The sequence below is a fragment of the Modicisalibacter luteus DSM 23508 genome (assembly GCF_000378505.1).
Classification (GTDB): Bacteria; Pseudomonadota; Gammaproteobacteria; order Pseudomonadales; family Halomonadaceae; genus Modicisalibacter; species Modicisalibacter luteus.
The window spans coordinates 48,697-63,714 of sequence record NZ_KB900007.1 but is presented as its reverse complement, the minus strand read 5'-3'; the positions used below and the strand labels follow the sequence as shown (position 1 = coordinate 63,714).

The window sequence follows — 15,018 nt, the reverse complement described above, 5'->3', positions numbered from 1 at the left end:
GGCCTTGAGAGGCCCGGGTAGTGGTCGCCACGACATACGGATACGCGAGTCGTATCGCCAGTCAGCTTGATCACGTTGTAAAGTGCACCGTTTCCGGGTGCTGCGCCACGCGCAGCATGCCACAGTTACGCCTGACGACCATAGCGAGCGGGTCCCACCTGACCCCATGCCGAACTCAGCAGTGAAACCGCTCAGCGCCGATGGTAGTGTGGGGCCTCCCCATGCGAGAGTAGGTCATCGTCAGGCATCTTTTCGAAAACCCCAGCCAATCGGCTGGGGTTTTTTCGTTGGGGCAGGGAAAATCACGAAAAGCCCAGCGCAAGGCTGGGCTTTAGAGCGCCGGCTCCGGATGGCCGGCCCGAACATCGACTGGCGCCTTCCCGACGACCCCAGCTGAACCGACTGGGGTTTTTGGTCTGTAGGGCAACGCTAAGGAAACCTGGTGATAGCCATCTCTATTAACTCCACTTTGGTCGCTATCGTTCCCGTCAGGTAGGCGCTTCCGCTAGAATGGCGGTTTTTCGACGGGACGGAAGACATGACGATTGGTGAGTTGATCCGTCTGCTTAGTGATGGCGGTTACCATTCCGGGGAACAGTTGGGGGAACGCCTTGGCGTGACCCGGACGGCGGTATGGAAACAGCTGAAAAAGCTCGAAGCTATGGATATTCCGCTCGAGGCGGTAAAAGGGCGAGGGTATCGGCTGGCTTCGCCCATAGAGCTGCTGGACGGTCCGGCCATCGTTGCTTCGCTGTCACGCGAATCTCGTCGCCATCTTGCAAGGCTTTTTATCGAAGAGACGCTGCCATCGACCAACGGATTTCTGCGGGATCGGTTTCTACACGGGGCAGGTCATGCCGAAGTGTGCCTGGCTGAGAGCCAAACGGCAGGCAAAGGAAGGCGAGGGCGACAATGGGTGAGCCCTTGGGGGCGCAGCCTGCTCCTATCGATTGGTTGGCGGTTTCAGGGAGGTGCCTCTGTTCTCGAAGGCCTGAGCCTAGCGGTCGGGGTGGTGATCGCCCGGGTGCTGGAGAGGCATGGCGTAAACGTAGCGCTGAAGTGGCCGAACGATGTATTGCTTGAGACCGGGCAAAGCTATAGCAAACTGGCCGGAATTCTACTGGAGCTCAGCGGCGATGCTGAGGGGCCCTGTGAAGTGGTGGTAGGCATAGGGCTTAACGTTGCGTTGCCCGAGTCATTGCGCGCTGGCATCGATCAGCCTGTCGCTGCCGTCTTGGACCAAGCCCCCGGCGTGTCTCGCAATAGCCTGGCGACCGAACTGATTGAAGAGTTGCTCGATCTGCTTTCTGGATTCGAGAATTCTGGCTTTGGGCCATGGCGAGAAGCCTGGAACGAACGGAATGCCTATGCAGGGCAAGACGTGGATATCATTCAGGGTGCACGTCGCTATGTGGCGGTTGCCGATGGTGTTGACGTGGCGGGCAACCTGATCGTAAGGCGCGATGATGAAGTGCTACGTCTCGTCGGAGGAGAAATCAGCGTGCGTGTGCGTCCATGATCCTTGATCTCGATATTGGCAATACGCTATCCAAGTGGCGACTCAAAGACGTTATCAGCAGCGAGATCCGTTCGCGAGGCGCCGTATGGACGCGAGAGGAGTGGCGCCCAGGAGCCGATATCCCCGATCTGGATGTGGTGAGTGCCGTGCGAATTTCCAGTGTGGCGAGACGCGCTGTGCTGGAGGATACCGTAGCGCTGCTCCAGCGCCGTGTGGGAGTGGTGCATGTCGCCCGCTCGGGCCGAGAGGCACTGGGAGTGACAAGTGGCTACGAGGAACCCGGGCGTCTCGGAGTTGATCGGTGGATGGGGGCGCTGGCCGGTTACCAGCTGACGGGAGGCTGCTGCAGTGTCGATTGTGGCAGTGCCATTACGATTGATTTCGTGCTGCCTGGAGGCCGCCACCTTGGAGGCTATATCATCCCTGGTTTGCGCTTGATGAAAGAAAGCCTGAAGTTGGGTACGCGCAATGTGGCGATTGACCCCGATAGTGAGGCTGACGAACTGCTGGCTCCTGGCAAGAATACTGTAGAAGCCGTGAATCATGGCATTTACATGGCGGCAGTGAGTGCGGTCAATCGCATCTATGCCGAGGTTTGCGATCGGGAGGGAGTCGCTCTGCCTTTGCTTCTTACGGGTGGAGATGCAAGGGTTGTATCGAGAGGAATTCGGGTGCCCCATGCCATCTGGCCCGATATGGTCTATGCCGGGCTTGAGGCGTGTTACCCGCTGACCGCTGCGGAGCGTGCAGGCAAGATGGCGGGGGCTCCGCATGTCCCTTTGCCGGCGCCTCTGGAAAGAATTCGTGCAGGGCTTGCATTCTCGACGCTGCTTTGACACAATGCGCCGCGTCTTGAGGCCTTGGGCCGGCACTGCAAGCGCTGAAGAAACAAGCACTTGACAGATTGTCTCAGGATGGTATGATTTGCCGCCACGTTGGAGGGGTTCCCGAGTGGCCAAAGGGAGCAGACTGTAAATCTGCCGCGAAAGCTTCGAAGGTTCGAATCCTTCCCCCTCCACCAGTTTCAGTGTCGCCGTGCTATACGTCGATAGAAAGAGTAGGGCAGGCGGGCATAGTTCAATGGTAGAACCTCAGCCTTCCAAGCTGATGATGCGGGTTCGATCCCCGCTGCCCGCTCCAGGTTGTAAGCTCATGTAGCTCAGGGGTAGAGCACACCCTTGGTAAGGGTGAGGTCGACGGTTCAAATCCGTCCATGAGCTCCAGTTTGAAGGCGAGCCGAGGCTCGCCTTTTCTTTCTGCAGTGGTGAGTGAGCAAGGGGTTGTAAGAGCGGATTCAATCCGTTATTATCTTGCCCGCTGTTGCATGGCCGCCTGCAAGAGGTGGTAGCAAAGTGTTCCAGGCCAGTAGCTCAATTGGCAGAGCAGCGGTCTCCAAAACCGCAGGTTGGGGGTTCGATTCCCTCCTGGCCTGCCAGTCTTCCCCAGACTGGCTTTTTCTCATATAATTCCGTCTTTTCGATTGCCGCGCCTTGAGGAGTCCCACGTCATGAAACATAACGCCGAGGTGCAGGAATCGCGCCACGACGGGATCAAGTGGGCGGTTGTCGTCATTCTTGTTGCGTTGGCTGTGGTCGGTAATGGTTATTTTGCCGATCAGGCTCTGCTTTATCGCGTCCTGGGCGTGGTGGCCTTGAGTGCCGCAGCCGCAGCGGTAGCGCTTACGACTGCCAAAGGGCGAAGCCTCATCGAGCTTTCCCGAAGTGCACGCAAGGAGATCCAGCGTGTCGTCTGGCCGACTCGTCAGGAAACCATCCAGACAACGGCGATCGTGCTGGTGGCAGTGTTGCTGGTCGGTTTGATGCTGTGGCTGATCGACACCGTTCTGGGCTGGGCGATGTCCGGCATCATAGGTTAGGAGAATCCATGTCCAAGCGTTGGTACGTCGTTCACGCCTATTCCGGCTTCGAGAAGCATGTCATGCGCTCGTTGATCGAGCGCGTGAAGCTTTATGGCATGGAGGATCAGTTTGGTGAGATCCTGGTGCCGACCGAAGAAGTCGTCGAAATGCGTGACGGCAAACGCCGTAAGAGCGAGCGCAAGTTTTACCCTGGCTACGTGCTGGTCGAAATGGAAATGAATGATCAGACCTGGCACCTGGTCAATGAAACGCCTCGGGTTATGGGTTTCATTGGCGGGACGCCGGAAAAGCCGGCACCGATTACCAAGAAGGAGGCTGATGCCATCCTTCGCCGAGTCGAGTCGGGGGCAGAGAAGCCACGTCCGAAGACCTTGTTCGAGCCGGGCGAGGTGGTGCGCGTTACCGATGGGCCGTTTGCCGATTTCAATGGCGTCGTCGAAGAAGTCAACTACGAAAAGAGCCGTCTGCAGGTAAGCGTGCTGATTTTCGGTCGCGCTACGCCGGTCGAGCTCGAGTTCGCGCAAGTCGAGAAAGATTGATTCGCTAGCCTGGGGACAGGCTGGCGAGCTATTCACCGAGCCTGTGAAAGGGCCCGTTAATCCGGGGAGCCGCAAGGCGCTATTACCCAACTGGAGTGCATTATGGCTAAGAAAGTTCAGGCCTATATCAAGCTGCAAGTTGCAGCTGGCAAGGCCAACCCGAGTCCCCCCGTGGGGCCCGCTTTGGGTCAGCACGGCGTCAATATCATGGAGTTCTGTAAGGCGTTCAATGCCGAGACTCAGGATATCGAGCCGGGCCTGCCGACCCCCGTGGTCATTACCGTCTATTCCGATCGTAGCTTCACCTTCATCACCAAGACGCCGCCCGCCGCCGTCCTGCTGAAGAAGGCAGCTGGTATCAAGTCCGGTTCTGGTGAGCCGAACAAGAACAAGGTCGGGACTGTGACCCGTGAGCAATTGGAAGAGATCGCCAAGACCAAAGAGCCGGACCTGACGGCTGCCGATCTCGACGCCGCCGTGCGTACCATTGCCGGTAGCGCCCGTAGTATGGGCCTCAATGTGGAGGGTCTCTGATCATGGCTAAACTGTCCAAGCGCGCACAGATGATCCGCGAGAAGGTCGATTCCTCCAAGGTTTATAGTATCGAGGAAGCGGTCTCACTGCTCGGTGAGCTGTCCAAGGTCAAGTTCAAGGAATCCCTTGACGTCGCCATTAACCTGGGCGTCGATCCGCGTAAATCCGACCAGGTAGTGCGTGGCGCAACCGTTATGCCCAACGGTACCGGTAAAGATGTACGTGTTGCCGTCTTTACCCAAGGTGCCAATGCCGATGCGGCCAAGGAAGCCGGTGCCGATATCATCGGCATGGATGATCTGGCTGAGCAGGTGAAGAAGGGCAATCTGGACTTCGATGTCGTAATTGCCTCGCCTGATGCCATGCGTGTTGTCGGTCAGCTGGGCCAGATTCTTGGTCCGCGCGGCCTGATGCCCAACCCGAAAGTGGGTACAGTAACGCCCGACGTCGCTACCGCGGTCAAGAATGCCAAGGCGGGCCAGGTGCGTTTCCGTACCGACAAGAACGGCATCATCCACACCACGCTGGGTAAGGTCGACTTCTCGTCTGACGCGATTCGCGGCAACCTCGAGGCGCTGGTCAACGACCTTAAGCGCCTCAAGCCCAGCACATCCAAGGGTGTGTATTTCAAGAAGATGACCCTGTCCACAACCATGGGCCCGGGTATCACCGTCGACCACAGCGCATTCGTGTGATCGGCGGGAAACAGGCAGTAACTTTGCGGTCCCCGTGCCAAGCGGGCGGGGCATCGTCAAAGACCGCAGGCGTCGTCTGAAGGCGGCTTAATGGTTCGGCATTTCATATTGCGATGAACCGCCTGCGCAGATGGTGTACCCCGCCAGTACGCTGGTGAGCACCATCAACCTAAGCCTCCCTTGCCGAACGGTAATGGAGAGATGGTAACCACCGGGACATTCTCGGATGTTCCGGCACGAAGGAGTGAACACTGTGCCACTAGGTCTCGAAGGCAAGAAAGCGATAGTTGCTGAGGTCAGTGAAGCCGCTCAGGCTGCTCTCTCCGTCGTTGTTGCCGATTCTCGCGGTGTGTCTGTCAGTGCAATGACCGATTTGCGCAAGCAGGCTCGTGAGAATGGCGTCCAGATCCGTGTTGTCCGCAACACCCTGGCACGTCGCGCTCTGTCCGGAACTCCTTGGGAGATTCTGGACGAGACTTTCGCTGGTCCGACTCTGCTGGCCTTTTCCTATGAGCATCCGGGCGCTGCCGCTCGCCTGTTCAAGGAGTTCGCCAAGGGGCAAAAGGACTTCGAAGTCAAGGCGCTGGCCTACGAAGGCGAGTTGATTCCGGCTTCTGATCTTGATCGTCTGGCAACACTGCCGACGTACGACGAGGCGATCGCCAAGCTGATGTCCGTCATGAAGGAAGCTTCTGCCGGCAAGCTGGTACGTACCCTCGCCGCTCTGCGCGACCAGAAGCAGGAAGAAGCCGCATAAGCGACTCTTTCCAGCTCGTCGCCTGAACCGTCAACCCAGTTATAGAGCGCAAACACTCCAGGGCGCGCTCCGCAAAGTTTAGGAAAGCAATCATGGCACTGACCAAAGAAGACATCATCAACGCCGTCGCCGACATGTCCGTGATGGAAGTCGTTGAGCTGATCGAAGCGATGGAAGAGAAGTTCGGCGTTTCTGCTGCTGCCGCTGTCGTGGCTGGCCCGGGTGCCGGTGGCGATGCTGCCGCTGCTGAAGAGCAGACCGAGTTCGACCTGGTTCTGACCGCCGCTGGTGACAAGAAAGTTAACGTCATCAAGGTTGTCCGTGAGATCACCGGTCTCGGCCTGAAGGAAGCCAAGGGAGCCGTAGACGGCGCTCCGGCGACCATCAAGGAAGCCATGTCCAAGGACGACGCTGAAGAAGCCAAGAAGAAATTGGAAGAAGCCGGCGCTTCTGTGGAGCTCAAGTAACCCTTGTGCCCCATGGCTTCACGCGCTGCGTAAGCTTCCACGGCTGGTGGCGGGATGCCCGCTGCCGGCCTTTTTCTGTTGTCACTAGCGTTCTATCGTGAAAGTCATCGCTTGGATAAGACGCTAGACGAATTCCGACGGCGAGCCTCTACCGGGGCTTGCCGTCAGCGCCTGACGAGGATGCCTCGTCGGGTGGCGCCGACCACGCATCGGTCACCCATGGTGAACAAGCTGGGGAATACAGATGGCTTACTCATACACTGAGAAAAAACGCATCCGCAAGGATTTCGGCAAACTGCCCCAAGTAATGGATGTGCCTTACCTGCTGGCCATCCAGCTTGACTCCTACTACGATTTCCTCCAGCAGGACCGGGCGCCGAAATCGCGTCTGGATGTCGGCCTGCACGCCGCCTTCAAGTCCGTATTCCCGATCGAGAGCTTCTCCGGTAATGCCGCGCTCGAGTATGTCAGCTACCGTTTCGGCACCCCGGCGTTCGACGTCAAGGAGTGTCAGCTGCGTGGCGTCACCTATTCGGCACCGCTGCGGGTCAAGGTTCGCCTGATCATCTACGACAAGGAATCCTCGAACAAGGCCATCAAGGACATCAAGGAGCAGGAAGTCTACATGGGGGAAATCCCCCTGATGACCGAGAACGGCACCTTCGTTGTCAACGGCACAGAGCGTGTCATCGTTTCCCAGCTGCATCGCTCGCCGGGCGTGTTCTTTGACCATGATAAGGGCAAGAGTCACTCTTCGGGCAAACTGCTGTATTCCGCTCGGGTCATTCCTTACCGTGGTTCCTGGTTGGATTTCGAGTTCGACCCGAAGGATAACGTCTTTGTGCGCATCGATCGTCGCCGCAAGCTGCCGGCCACGGTACTGTTGCGTGCGCTGGGTATGAGCGCCGAGGAGGTTCTCGATACCTTCTTCGATACCAGCACGTTCCACATCGAGAAGTCCGGCTTCTCTGTGGACCTGGTTCCGTCGCGCCTGCGCGGTGAAACCGCCACCTTCGATATCAAGGATGTCGACGGCAGCGTTATCGTCGAAGAGGGTCGACGGATCACGCAGAAGCATATCCGGCAGATGGAAAAGTCGGGCCTTGAGCGTCTCGAGGTGCCGATGGAATACCTTTTCGGCAAGACGCTGGCCAAGGATCAGGTCGATCCCAATACCGGCGAGCTGATCTGCGAATGCAATAGCGAGATCACGCCAGACCTGCTCGAGAAACTGGGGCAGGCGGGTATCAAAACGCTTGAGACGTTGTACACCAACGATCTCGATTGCGGCTCGTTTATCTCCGACACCCTGAAGCTGGACACTACACGCTCTCAGCTCGAGGCGTTGGTCGAGATCTATCGCATGATGCGTCCCGGCGAGCCGCCTACCAAGGAAGCGGCCGAGACGCTGTTCCACAATCTGTTCTTCACCGAGGACCGCTACGACCTCTCCGGTGTCGGTCGCATGAAGTTCAACCGTCGTCTGCGCCGCGATTCAGATACCGGACCGGGCGTCCTCGACAATGCCGATATCCTTGACGTGCTCAAGGAGCTTATCGCCATTCGTAACGGTTTCGGTGACGTTGATGATATCGATCACCTGGGCAACCGTCGCATTCGCTGTGTCGGCGAGATGGCCGAAAACCAGTTCCGCGTTGGGCTGGTGCGTGTCGAGCGCGCGGTCAAGGAACGCTTGTCCATGGCGGAAAGCGAAGGCTTGATGCCGCAGGATCTGATCAATGCCAAGCCAGTGGCGGCAGCGGTCAAGGAGTTCTTCGGTTCCAGCCAGTTGTCCCAGTTCATGGACCAGAACAACCCGCTCTCCGAGGTGACCCACAAGCGTCGCGTCTCGGCACTCGGCCCGGGTGGCCTGACCCGCGAGCGCGCCGGCTTCGAGGTGCGTGACGTTCACGCCACTCACTATGGCCGTCTGTGCCCGATCGAGACGCCGGAAGGCCCGAACATCGGCTTGATCAACTCGCTGGCAACCTACAGCCACACCAACAGCTACGGCTTCCTCGAGACTCCGTACCGTAAGGTCGTGGATCGTCAAGTTACCGACGAGGTGGTGCACTTGTCGGCAATCGAGGAAGGCGACTTCGTCATCGCTCAGGCCTCGGCGACTGTCGACGACTCTGGCAAGCTGGTTGATGATCTGGTGCAGGTCCGACATCGTGGGGAAACCACGTTCATGGCGCCTGACAAGGTGACCTTGATGGATGTGTCTCCGCGCCAGGTGGTATCCGTGGCTGCAGCGCTGATTCCTTTCCTCGAACACGATGACGCCAACCGTGCCTTGATGGGTTCGAACATGCAGCGTCAGGCCGTACCGACCCTGCGTGCTGACAAGCCGCTGGTGGGTACCGGCATGGAGCGCTTCGTGGCACGCGATTCTGGCGTCTGTGCCGTGGCACGCCGTGGCGGGGTGATCGACTCGGTCGATGCCAAGCGAATCGTGGTACGTATCAACGAGGACGAGATCATCGGCGGTGAGGCTGGTGTCGATATCTACAACCTGACCAAGTACGTGCGCTCGAACCAGAACACGTGCATGAACCAGCGGCCCATCGTGCGCCCGGGCGACGCCGTCGCGCGTGGTGACATCCTGGCCGACGGCCCGTCCGTCGACATGGGCGACCTGGCCTTGGGTCAGAACATGCGCATCGCGTTCATGCCCTGGAACGGTTACAACTTCGAGGACTCGATCCTGGTCTCGGAGCGTGTAGTTCAGGAAGATCGCTTCACCACCATCCACATCCAGGAACTGACCTGTGTGTCGCGCGACACCAAGCTGGGGGCTGAGGAAATTACCTCGGATATTCCCAACGTTGGCGAGTCCGCGCTGTCCAAGCTGGATGAGGCCGGTGTGGTCTACATCGGTGCCGAAGTGGGGCCCGGTGATATTCTGGTCGGTAAGGTCACGCCCAAGGGCGAGACCCAGCTGACACCGGAAGAGAAGCTGCTGCGTGCGATCTTCGGCGAGAAGGCGTCCGACGTGAAGGACACCTCGCTGCGTGCCCCGACTGGCATGAAGGGCACTGTTATCGACGTCCAGGTATTTACCCGTGACGGCGTCGAGAAGGATTCGCGTGCATTGTCCATCGAGCAAATGCAGCTTGACGAAGTGCGCAAGGATCTGCAGGAGACTTACCGCATCGCTGAGGATGCCACGTTCGAGCGTCTCAAGCGTCAGTTGTCAGGTCAGGCAGTCAATGGCGGGCCTAAGCTCAAGAAGGACGATGAGCTCACCGATGAGTATCTCGATGAGCTGCCGCGTCAGCAGTGGTTCAAGCTGCGCCTGCAGGATGAGGCGCTCAACGAACTACTGGCCCAGGCCGACGAGCAACTCGAGAACCGTCGCAAGGAAATGGACGAACGCTTCGAGGACAAAAAGCGTAAGCTCACCCAGGGCGACGACCTGGCGCCGGGCGTGCTCAAGATCGTCAAGGTCTATCTGGCGGTCAAGCGTCGCATTCAGCCGGGTGACAAGATGGCCGGGCGCCACGGTAACAAGGGTGTCATTTCGGCGATCATGCCGATCGAGGACATGCCGTTCGACGATCAAGGTGAGCCGGTCGATGTTGTCCTTAATCCGTTGGGCGTGCCTTCGCGCATGAACGTCGGCCAGATCCTCGAGACCCACCTGGGTATGGCCGCCCGTGGTCTTGGCATGAAGATCGATGCCATGCTGCGCGACGCCCGTGACCAGCAGGTCGCCGAGATCCGCGAGTTCCTCGGTAAGGTCTATAACACCGCGGGCACCCGCCAGGAAGACATTGACTCGTTGAGTGACGAGGAAGTGATTGCCCTGGCCAAAAACCTGCGCGGTGGTGTACCGATGGCTTCGCCGGTCTTCGATGGTGCCAAGGAGCAAGAGATCAAGGGCCTTCTCACGTTGGCTGATCTGCCCGAGTCGGGCCAGATGGATCTCTACGACGGCCGTACTGGCGAGAAGTTCGACCGTCCGGTCACCGTAGGTTACATGTACATGCTCAAGCTCAACCACTTGGTGGACGACAAGATGCACGCACGTTCCACCGGTTCCTACTCGCTGGTCACTCAGCAGCCGCTGGGCGGTAAAGCGCAGTTCGGTGGACAGCGCTTTGGTGAGATGGAGGTGTGGGCGCTCGAGGCGTATGGCGCCGCCTATACGCTCCAGGAGATGCTCACCGTCAAGTCCGACGACGTGGAAGGGCGTACCCGCATGTACAAGAACATCGTCGACGGCGATCACTCCATGCAGGCAGGCATGCCGGAGTCCTTCAACGTACTGGTGAAGGAAATCCGCTCGCTGGGCATTGATATCGAGCTGGAAGGCTAAACGCCGGACGCTGAAGAATGACGGTCCGCGGGACCCGGTGTTTCGGGTCCCGCTCATGACAACTCCGCAACGGAGCCGACCCCATGAAAGATTTGGTGAAAGTCCTCAAATCGCAGGCACAGTCCGAAGAGTTCGACGCGATCAAGATTACGCTCGCGTCGCCGGACATGATCCGCTCCTGGTCCTATGGTGAGGTCAAGAAGCCGGAAACCATTAACTACCGTACCTTTAAGCCCGAGCGTGATGGCCTGTTCTGCGCCAAGATCTTCGGTCCGGTGAAGGATTACGAGTGCTTGTGCGGTAAGTACAAGCGCATGAAGCACCGCGGCATCATCTGCGAAAAGTGCGGCGTCGAAGTCACCAAGGCTGCGGTTCGCCGCGAGCGCATGGGCCACATTGAACTGGCCTCGCCAGTGGCGCACATCTGGTTCTTGAAGTCGCTGCCGTCGCGCATTGGCATGTTCCTGGACATGACGCTGCGTGATATCGAGCGTGTGCTGTATTTCGAAAGTTTCGTGGTTATTGACCCGGGCATGACTACGCTTGAGCGTGGCCAGCTACTCAACGATGAGCAGTACTTCGAGGCTCTCGAAGAGTTCGGCGACGATTTCGATGCCCGCATGGGTGCCGAGGCGATTCAGGCGCTGCTCAAGGACATCGATCTGGGCGAGGAGATCGAGCGTCTGCGCGAGGAGATTCCGCAGACCAACTCCGAGACCAAGATCAAGAAGCTTTCCAAGCGGTTGAAGCTGTTGGAAGCCTTCTACAACTCCGGCAATGCTCCGGAGTGGATGGTCATGGAAGTACTGCCGGTGCTGCCTCCGGATCTGCGTCCGTTGGTTCCGCTCGACGGCGGCCGCTTCGCGACTTCGGATCTTAACGACCTGTATCGTCGCGTGATCAACCGTAATAACCGCCTCAAGCGGCTGCTCGATCTCAACGCGCCCGATATTATCGTGCGCAACGAGAAGCGTATGCTACAGGAATCGGTCGATGCGCTTCTCGATAATGGCCGTCGCGGTCGGGCTATCACCGGCTCGAACAAGCGTCCGCTGAAGTCGCTGGCCGACATGATCAAGGGTAAGCAGGGGCGTTTCCGTCAAAACCTGCTAGGCAAGCGCGTCGACTATTCCGGTCGTTCGGTCATTACCGTAGGCCCGACCTTGCGCCTGCACCAGTGCGGCTTGCCCAAAAAGATGGCGCTTGAGCTGTTCAAGCCCTTCATCTATTCGAAGCTGCAGTCGCAGGGGTACGCCTCGACGATCAAGGCTGCCAAGAAGATGGTCGAGCGTGAACTGCCCGAAGTCTGGGACATTCTCGCCGATGTCATTCGTGAGCACCCGGTATTGCTCAACCGTGCGCCGACACTGCACCGTCTGGGCATTCAGGCCTTCGAGCCGATGCTCATCGAGGGCAAGGCGATACAGCTGCATCCGCTGGTGTGTGCTGCGTACAATGCTGACTTCGACGGTGATCAGATGGCCGTCCACGTGCCCTTGACGCTGGAAGCTCAGCTTGAGGCGCGTGCGCTGATGATGGCCACTAACAATGTGCTGTCACCGGCCAACGGCGAGCCGATTATCGTACCGTCGCAGGACGTCGTTCTGGGGCTGTACTACATGACCCGTGAGCGTATCGGTGCCAAGGGTGAAGGCATGGTGTTCGCCAACCTCAACGAGGTCGAGCGCGCCTTCGGTACCCAGAGTGTGTCGCTGCATGCTCGCGTCAAGGTTCGTCTGACCGAGTACCTGGCCGAGGAAGAGGATGGCGCGCTGGTCGAGAAGCGGTCCATTTTCGATACCACGGTAGGTCGAGCCATGCTGTTCCGCATCCTGCCCAAGGGTGTGCCGTTCGAGCTGGTCGACCAGCCTATGAAGAAAAAGGCGATTTCACGCCTGATCAACGAGGTTTATCGCCGCAGCGGTCTGAAAGATGCGGTAATTTTTGCCGACCAGTTGATGTATACCGGCTTCCGGCTGGCAACGTGGTCTGGCGCTTCCATCGGCGTCAATGATTTCGTTATTCCCGACGAGAAGAAGGCGATCGTCGACGCGGCCGAGGATGAAGTGAAGGAAATCGAGGATCAGTTCTCCTCCGGCCTCGTGACAGCAGGTGAGAAGTACAACAAGGTCATCGACATCTGGTCCAAGGCCAATGACAAGGTGGCCAAGGCGATGATGGCGGGTATCTCCCGGGAGACCGTGGTCAATCGCCAGGGTGAAGAAGTCGAGCAGGACTCGTTCAACAGCGTGTTCATCATGGCGGACTCCGGGGCACGTGGTAGTGCGGCCCAGATTCGTCAGCTCGCGGGCATGCGTGGCCTGATGGCCAAGCCGGATGGCTCGATCATCGAGACGCCGATCGTGGCTAACTTCCGCGAAGGCCTTAACGTTCTGCAGTACTTCATCTCGACTCACGGCGCACGTAAGGGGCTCGCGGATACGGCACTCAAGACCGCCAACTCCGGTTACCTAACGCGTCGTCTTGTCGATGTGGCACAGGATCTGGTCATCACTCAGCCCGATTGTGGCACCGAGGAAGGCTTGACGCTGCATCCGGTCATCGAGGGTGGCGACATTATTGTCTCCCTGGCTCAGCGTGTTCTGGGCCGCGTGGTGGCGCAGGATGTCACTGATCCGGCAACCGGGGAAGTGCTGATTCCGCGCGACACGCTGCTCGACGAAGAGTGGTGCGAGCAGCTCGATACCATGGGTGTCGATGAAATCGTGGTTCGTAGCACCATTGCCTGTGAAACGCCGCATGGGGTGTGCTCAGCTTGTTACGGGCGTGATCTAGCGCGTGGCCATCAGGTCAACACAGGTGAAGCCGTGGGCGTTATCGCTGCACAGTCGATCGGTGAGCCGGGTACCCAGCTGACCATGCGTACGTTCCACATCGGTGGGGCGGCCTCGCGGGCGTCGGCGGTGGATAGTGTTCAGGTCAAGCATGGTGGCAGGGTGCGCCTGCACAACATCAAGCACGTCGAGCGTGCCGACGGCAAGTTGGTGGTAGTGTCTCGCTCCAGTGCGCTGGCAGTCGCCGACGATCACGGTCGTGAGCGCGAGTACTACAAGCTGCCCTACGGCGCCGAGCTGTCTATCAAGGACGGCGACCATGTCGAAGCAGGCCAGGCCGTGGCCAAGTGGGATCCGCACACTCACCCGGTCGTCGCCGAAGTGCAGGGCAAGGCGCAGTTCATCGATATGGACGAAGGTATTACCATCCACCGCAGCGTGGATGAGATGACCGGCCTGTCGTCCATTGAAGTGATCGAGTCGGCCTCTCGGCCAGCGGCAGGTCGCGAGAAGCGTCCGATGATCATGCTGACCGATGAAGCCGGAGAGCACGTTACGTTGCCGGGCTCCAATACGCCGGTACAGTACCTGCTGCCTGGCCGCGCCATTGTCTCGGCAGAGAACGGTGCCAAAATCGGGGTCGGTGAGGTCATAGCGCGTATTCCTGTCGAGGCGTCGAGCAACAAGGATATAACCGGGGGGCTGCCGCGCGTTGCCGATCTGTTCGAAGCGCGCAAACCGAAGGAGCCGGCGATCCTGGCGGAAATCAGCGGGGTGGTCAGCTTCGGCAAGGAAACCAAGGGCAAGCGTCGCCTGACGATTACGCCGGAGTCTGGCGATCCGTTCGAGATGCTGATCCCCAAGTGGCGCCAGATCGCGGTGTTCGAGGGTGAGAGCGTCGAGAAGGGCGAGGTGATCTCGGATGGGCCGAGCAACCCGCACGACATCCTGCGTCTGCTGGGTGTAGCGGAGCTGGCCAAGTACATCACCACCGAGATTCAAGAGGTCTATCGCCTCCAGGGCGTAGGCATCAACGACAAGCACATCGAGGTTATCGTGCGTCAGATGCTGCGCAAGGTGGAGATCACCGATTCCGGCGATTCCAGCTTCATCCCTGGGGATCAGGTCGAGCTGGTGCGTGTACTCGAGGAGAACGCGCGCTTGGCCGAGCAAGACAAGTTCCCGGCCAAGTACGAGCGTGTCCTGTTGGGTATCACCAAAGCGTCTCTGGCGACCGAGTCATTCATATCCGCAGCCTCGTTCCAGGAAACGACGCGCGTACTGACTGAAGCGGCAGTCACTGGCAAGCGTGATTACCTGCGTGGCCTGAAGGAAAACGTGGTGGTGGGACGTCTTATCCCGGCCGGTACCGGCCTGACCCATCACGCGGAGCGTCGTCGCAAGCGCGAAGAAGCCAAGCGCACGCTCCATCCGTCGGCATACGACGTCGAAGCGGAACTGGGCGCTCAGCTCACCGCTCTCGATGCGGATGACGACGAGTTGTAAGGCGAG

10 protein-coding genes, 4 tRNA genes and 1 rRNA gene are annotated in these 15,018 nt (G+C 58.9%); all 15 read left to right on the top strand.

The window, feature by feature from the left end; all coding sequences use genetic code 11:
- Positions 1–130 precede the first annotated feature (130 nt).
- Positions 131–246 (top strand): 5S ribosomal RNA (gene rrf, locus F568_RS0120070).
- A gap of 292 nt (positions 247–538) precedes the next feature.
- Positions 539–1,519: a biotin--[acetyl-CoA-carboxylase] ligase gene (locus F568_RS0120065; protein WP_019020557.1), complete on the top strand. Its 981-nt coding sequence runs from the start codon at positions 539–541 to the stop codon at positions 1,517–1,519.
- Positions 1,516–2,355 (top strand): type III pantothenate kinase, encoded by an 840-nt coding sequence (locus tag F568_RS0120060; RefSeq protein ID WP_019020556.1) that lies wholly within the window; start codon positions 1,516–1,518, stop codon positions 2,353–2,355. The genes F568_RS0120065 and F568_RS0120060 overlap by 4 nt, the downstream gene beginning before the upstream one ends.
- 101 nt (positions 2,356–2,456) lie before the next feature.
- A tRNA-Tyr gene (locus tag F568_RS0120055) sits at positions 2,457–2,540 on the top strand.
- 45 nt (positions 2,541–2,585) lie between these two features.
- Positions 2,586–2,659 (top strand) — tRNA-Gly (locus F568_RS0120050).
- 8 nt (positions 2,660–2,667) lie between these two features.
- Positions 2,668–2,742 (top strand) — tRNA-Thr (locus F568_RS0120045).
- A 136-nt stretch (positions 2,743–2,878) separates the two neighbouring features.
- Positions 2,879–2,954 (top strand) — tRNA-Trp (locus tag F568_RS0120040).
- Between the two features lie 72 nt (positions 2,955–3,026).
- Complete coding sequence (gene secE / locus F568_RS0120035; RefSeq protein WP_019020555.1) at positions 3,027–3,395, top strand: preprotein translocase subunit SecE; 369 nt, start codon at positions 3,027–3,029, stop codon at positions 3,393–3,395.
- Positions 3,396–3,403: 8 nt separating this feature from the next.
- The gene (gene nusG, locus F568_RS0120030) at positions 3,404–3,937 is read left to right on the top strand and encodes a transcription termination/antitermination protein NusG (protein WP_019020554.1); all 534 of its coding nucleotides are present in this window, start codon (positions 3,404–3,406) and stop codon (positions 3,935–3,937) included.
- Positions 3,938–4,039: 102 nt separating this feature from the next.
- A complete protein-coding gene (gene rplK, locus F568_RS0120025) occupies positions 4,040–4,471 on the top strand; it encodes a 50S ribosomal protein L11 (RefSeq protein ID WP_019020553.1) in 432 nt (143 codons plus the stop codon).
- A gap of 2 nt (positions 4,472–4,473) precedes the next feature.
- Entirely contained in the window at positions 4,474–5,166 is a 693-nt protein-coding gene (rplA, locus tag F568_RS0120020; protein WP_019020552.1) for a 50S ribosomal protein L1, read from the top strand.
- A 253-nt stretch (positions 5,167–5,419) separates the two neighbouring features.
- The gene (rplJ, locus tag F568_RS0120015; RefSeq protein WP_019020551.1) at positions 5,420–5,923 is read left to right on the top strand and encodes a 50S ribosomal protein L10; all 504 of its coding nucleotides are present in this window, start codon (positions 5,420–5,422) and stop codon (positions 5,921–5,923) included.
- 92 nt (positions 5,924–6,015) lie between these two features.
- Complete coding sequence (gene rplL, locus F568_RS0120010) at positions 6,016–6,390, top strand: 50S ribosomal protein L7/L12 (protein WP_019020550.1); 375 nt, start codon at positions 6,016–6,018, stop codon at positions 6,388–6,390.
- 244 nt (positions 6,391–6,634) lie between these two features.
- Complete coding sequence (gene rpoB, locus F568_RS0120005) at positions 6,635–10,711, top strand: DNA-directed RNA polymerase subunit beta (RefSeq protein ID WP_026300678.1); 4,077 nt, start codon at positions 6,635–6,637, stop codon at positions 10,709–10,711.
- A gap of 83 nt (positions 10,712–10,794) precedes the next feature.
- Complete coding sequence (gene rpoC / locus F568_RS0120000) at positions 10,795–15,012, top strand: DNA-directed RNA polymerase subunit beta' (RefSeq protein WP_019020548.1); 4,218 nt, start codon at positions 10,795–10,797, stop codon at positions 15,010–15,012.
- The last annotated feature ends 6 nt before the right edge of the window (positions 15,013–15,018 follow it).

What these genes read in the sequence shown, in the direction of transcription:
- F568_RS0120065 (WP_019020557.1), top strand. Translation starts at nt 539, where the DNA reads ATGACGATTGGTGAGTTGATCCGTCTGCTTAGTGATGGCGGTTACCAT.
- F568_RS0120060 (WP_019020556.1), top strand. Translation starts at nt 1,516, where the DNA reads ATGATCCTTGATCTCGATATTGGCAATACGCTATCCAAGTGGCGACTC.
- secE (WP_019020555.1), top strand. Translation starts at nt 3,027, where the DNA reads ATGAAACATAACGCCGAGGTGCAGGAATCGCGCCACGACGGGATCAAG.
- nusG (WP_019020554.1), top strand. Translation starts at nt 3,404, where the DNA reads ATGTCCAAGCGTTGGTACGTCGTTCACGCCTATTCCGGCTTCGAGAAG.
- rplK (WP_019020553.1), top strand. Translation starts at nt 4,040, where the DNA reads ATGGCTAAGAAAGTTCAGGCCTATATCAAGCTGCAAGTTGCAGCTGGC.
- rplA (WP_019020552.1), top strand. Translation starts at nt 4,474, where the DNA reads ATGGCTAAACTGTCCAAGCGCGCACAGATGATCCGCGAGAAGGTCGAT.
- rplL (WP_019020550.1), top strand. Translation starts at nt 6,016, where the DNA reads ATGGCACTGACCAAAGAAGACATCATCAACGCCGTCGCCGACATGTCC.
- rpoB (WP_026300678.1), top strand. Translation starts at nt 6,635, where the DNA reads ATGGCTTACTCATACACTGAGAAAAAACGCATCCGCAAGGATTTCGGC.
- rpoC (WP_019020548.1), top strand. Translation starts at nt 10,795, where the DNA reads ATGAAAGATTTGGTGAAAGTCCTCAAATCGCAGGCACAGTCCGAAGAG.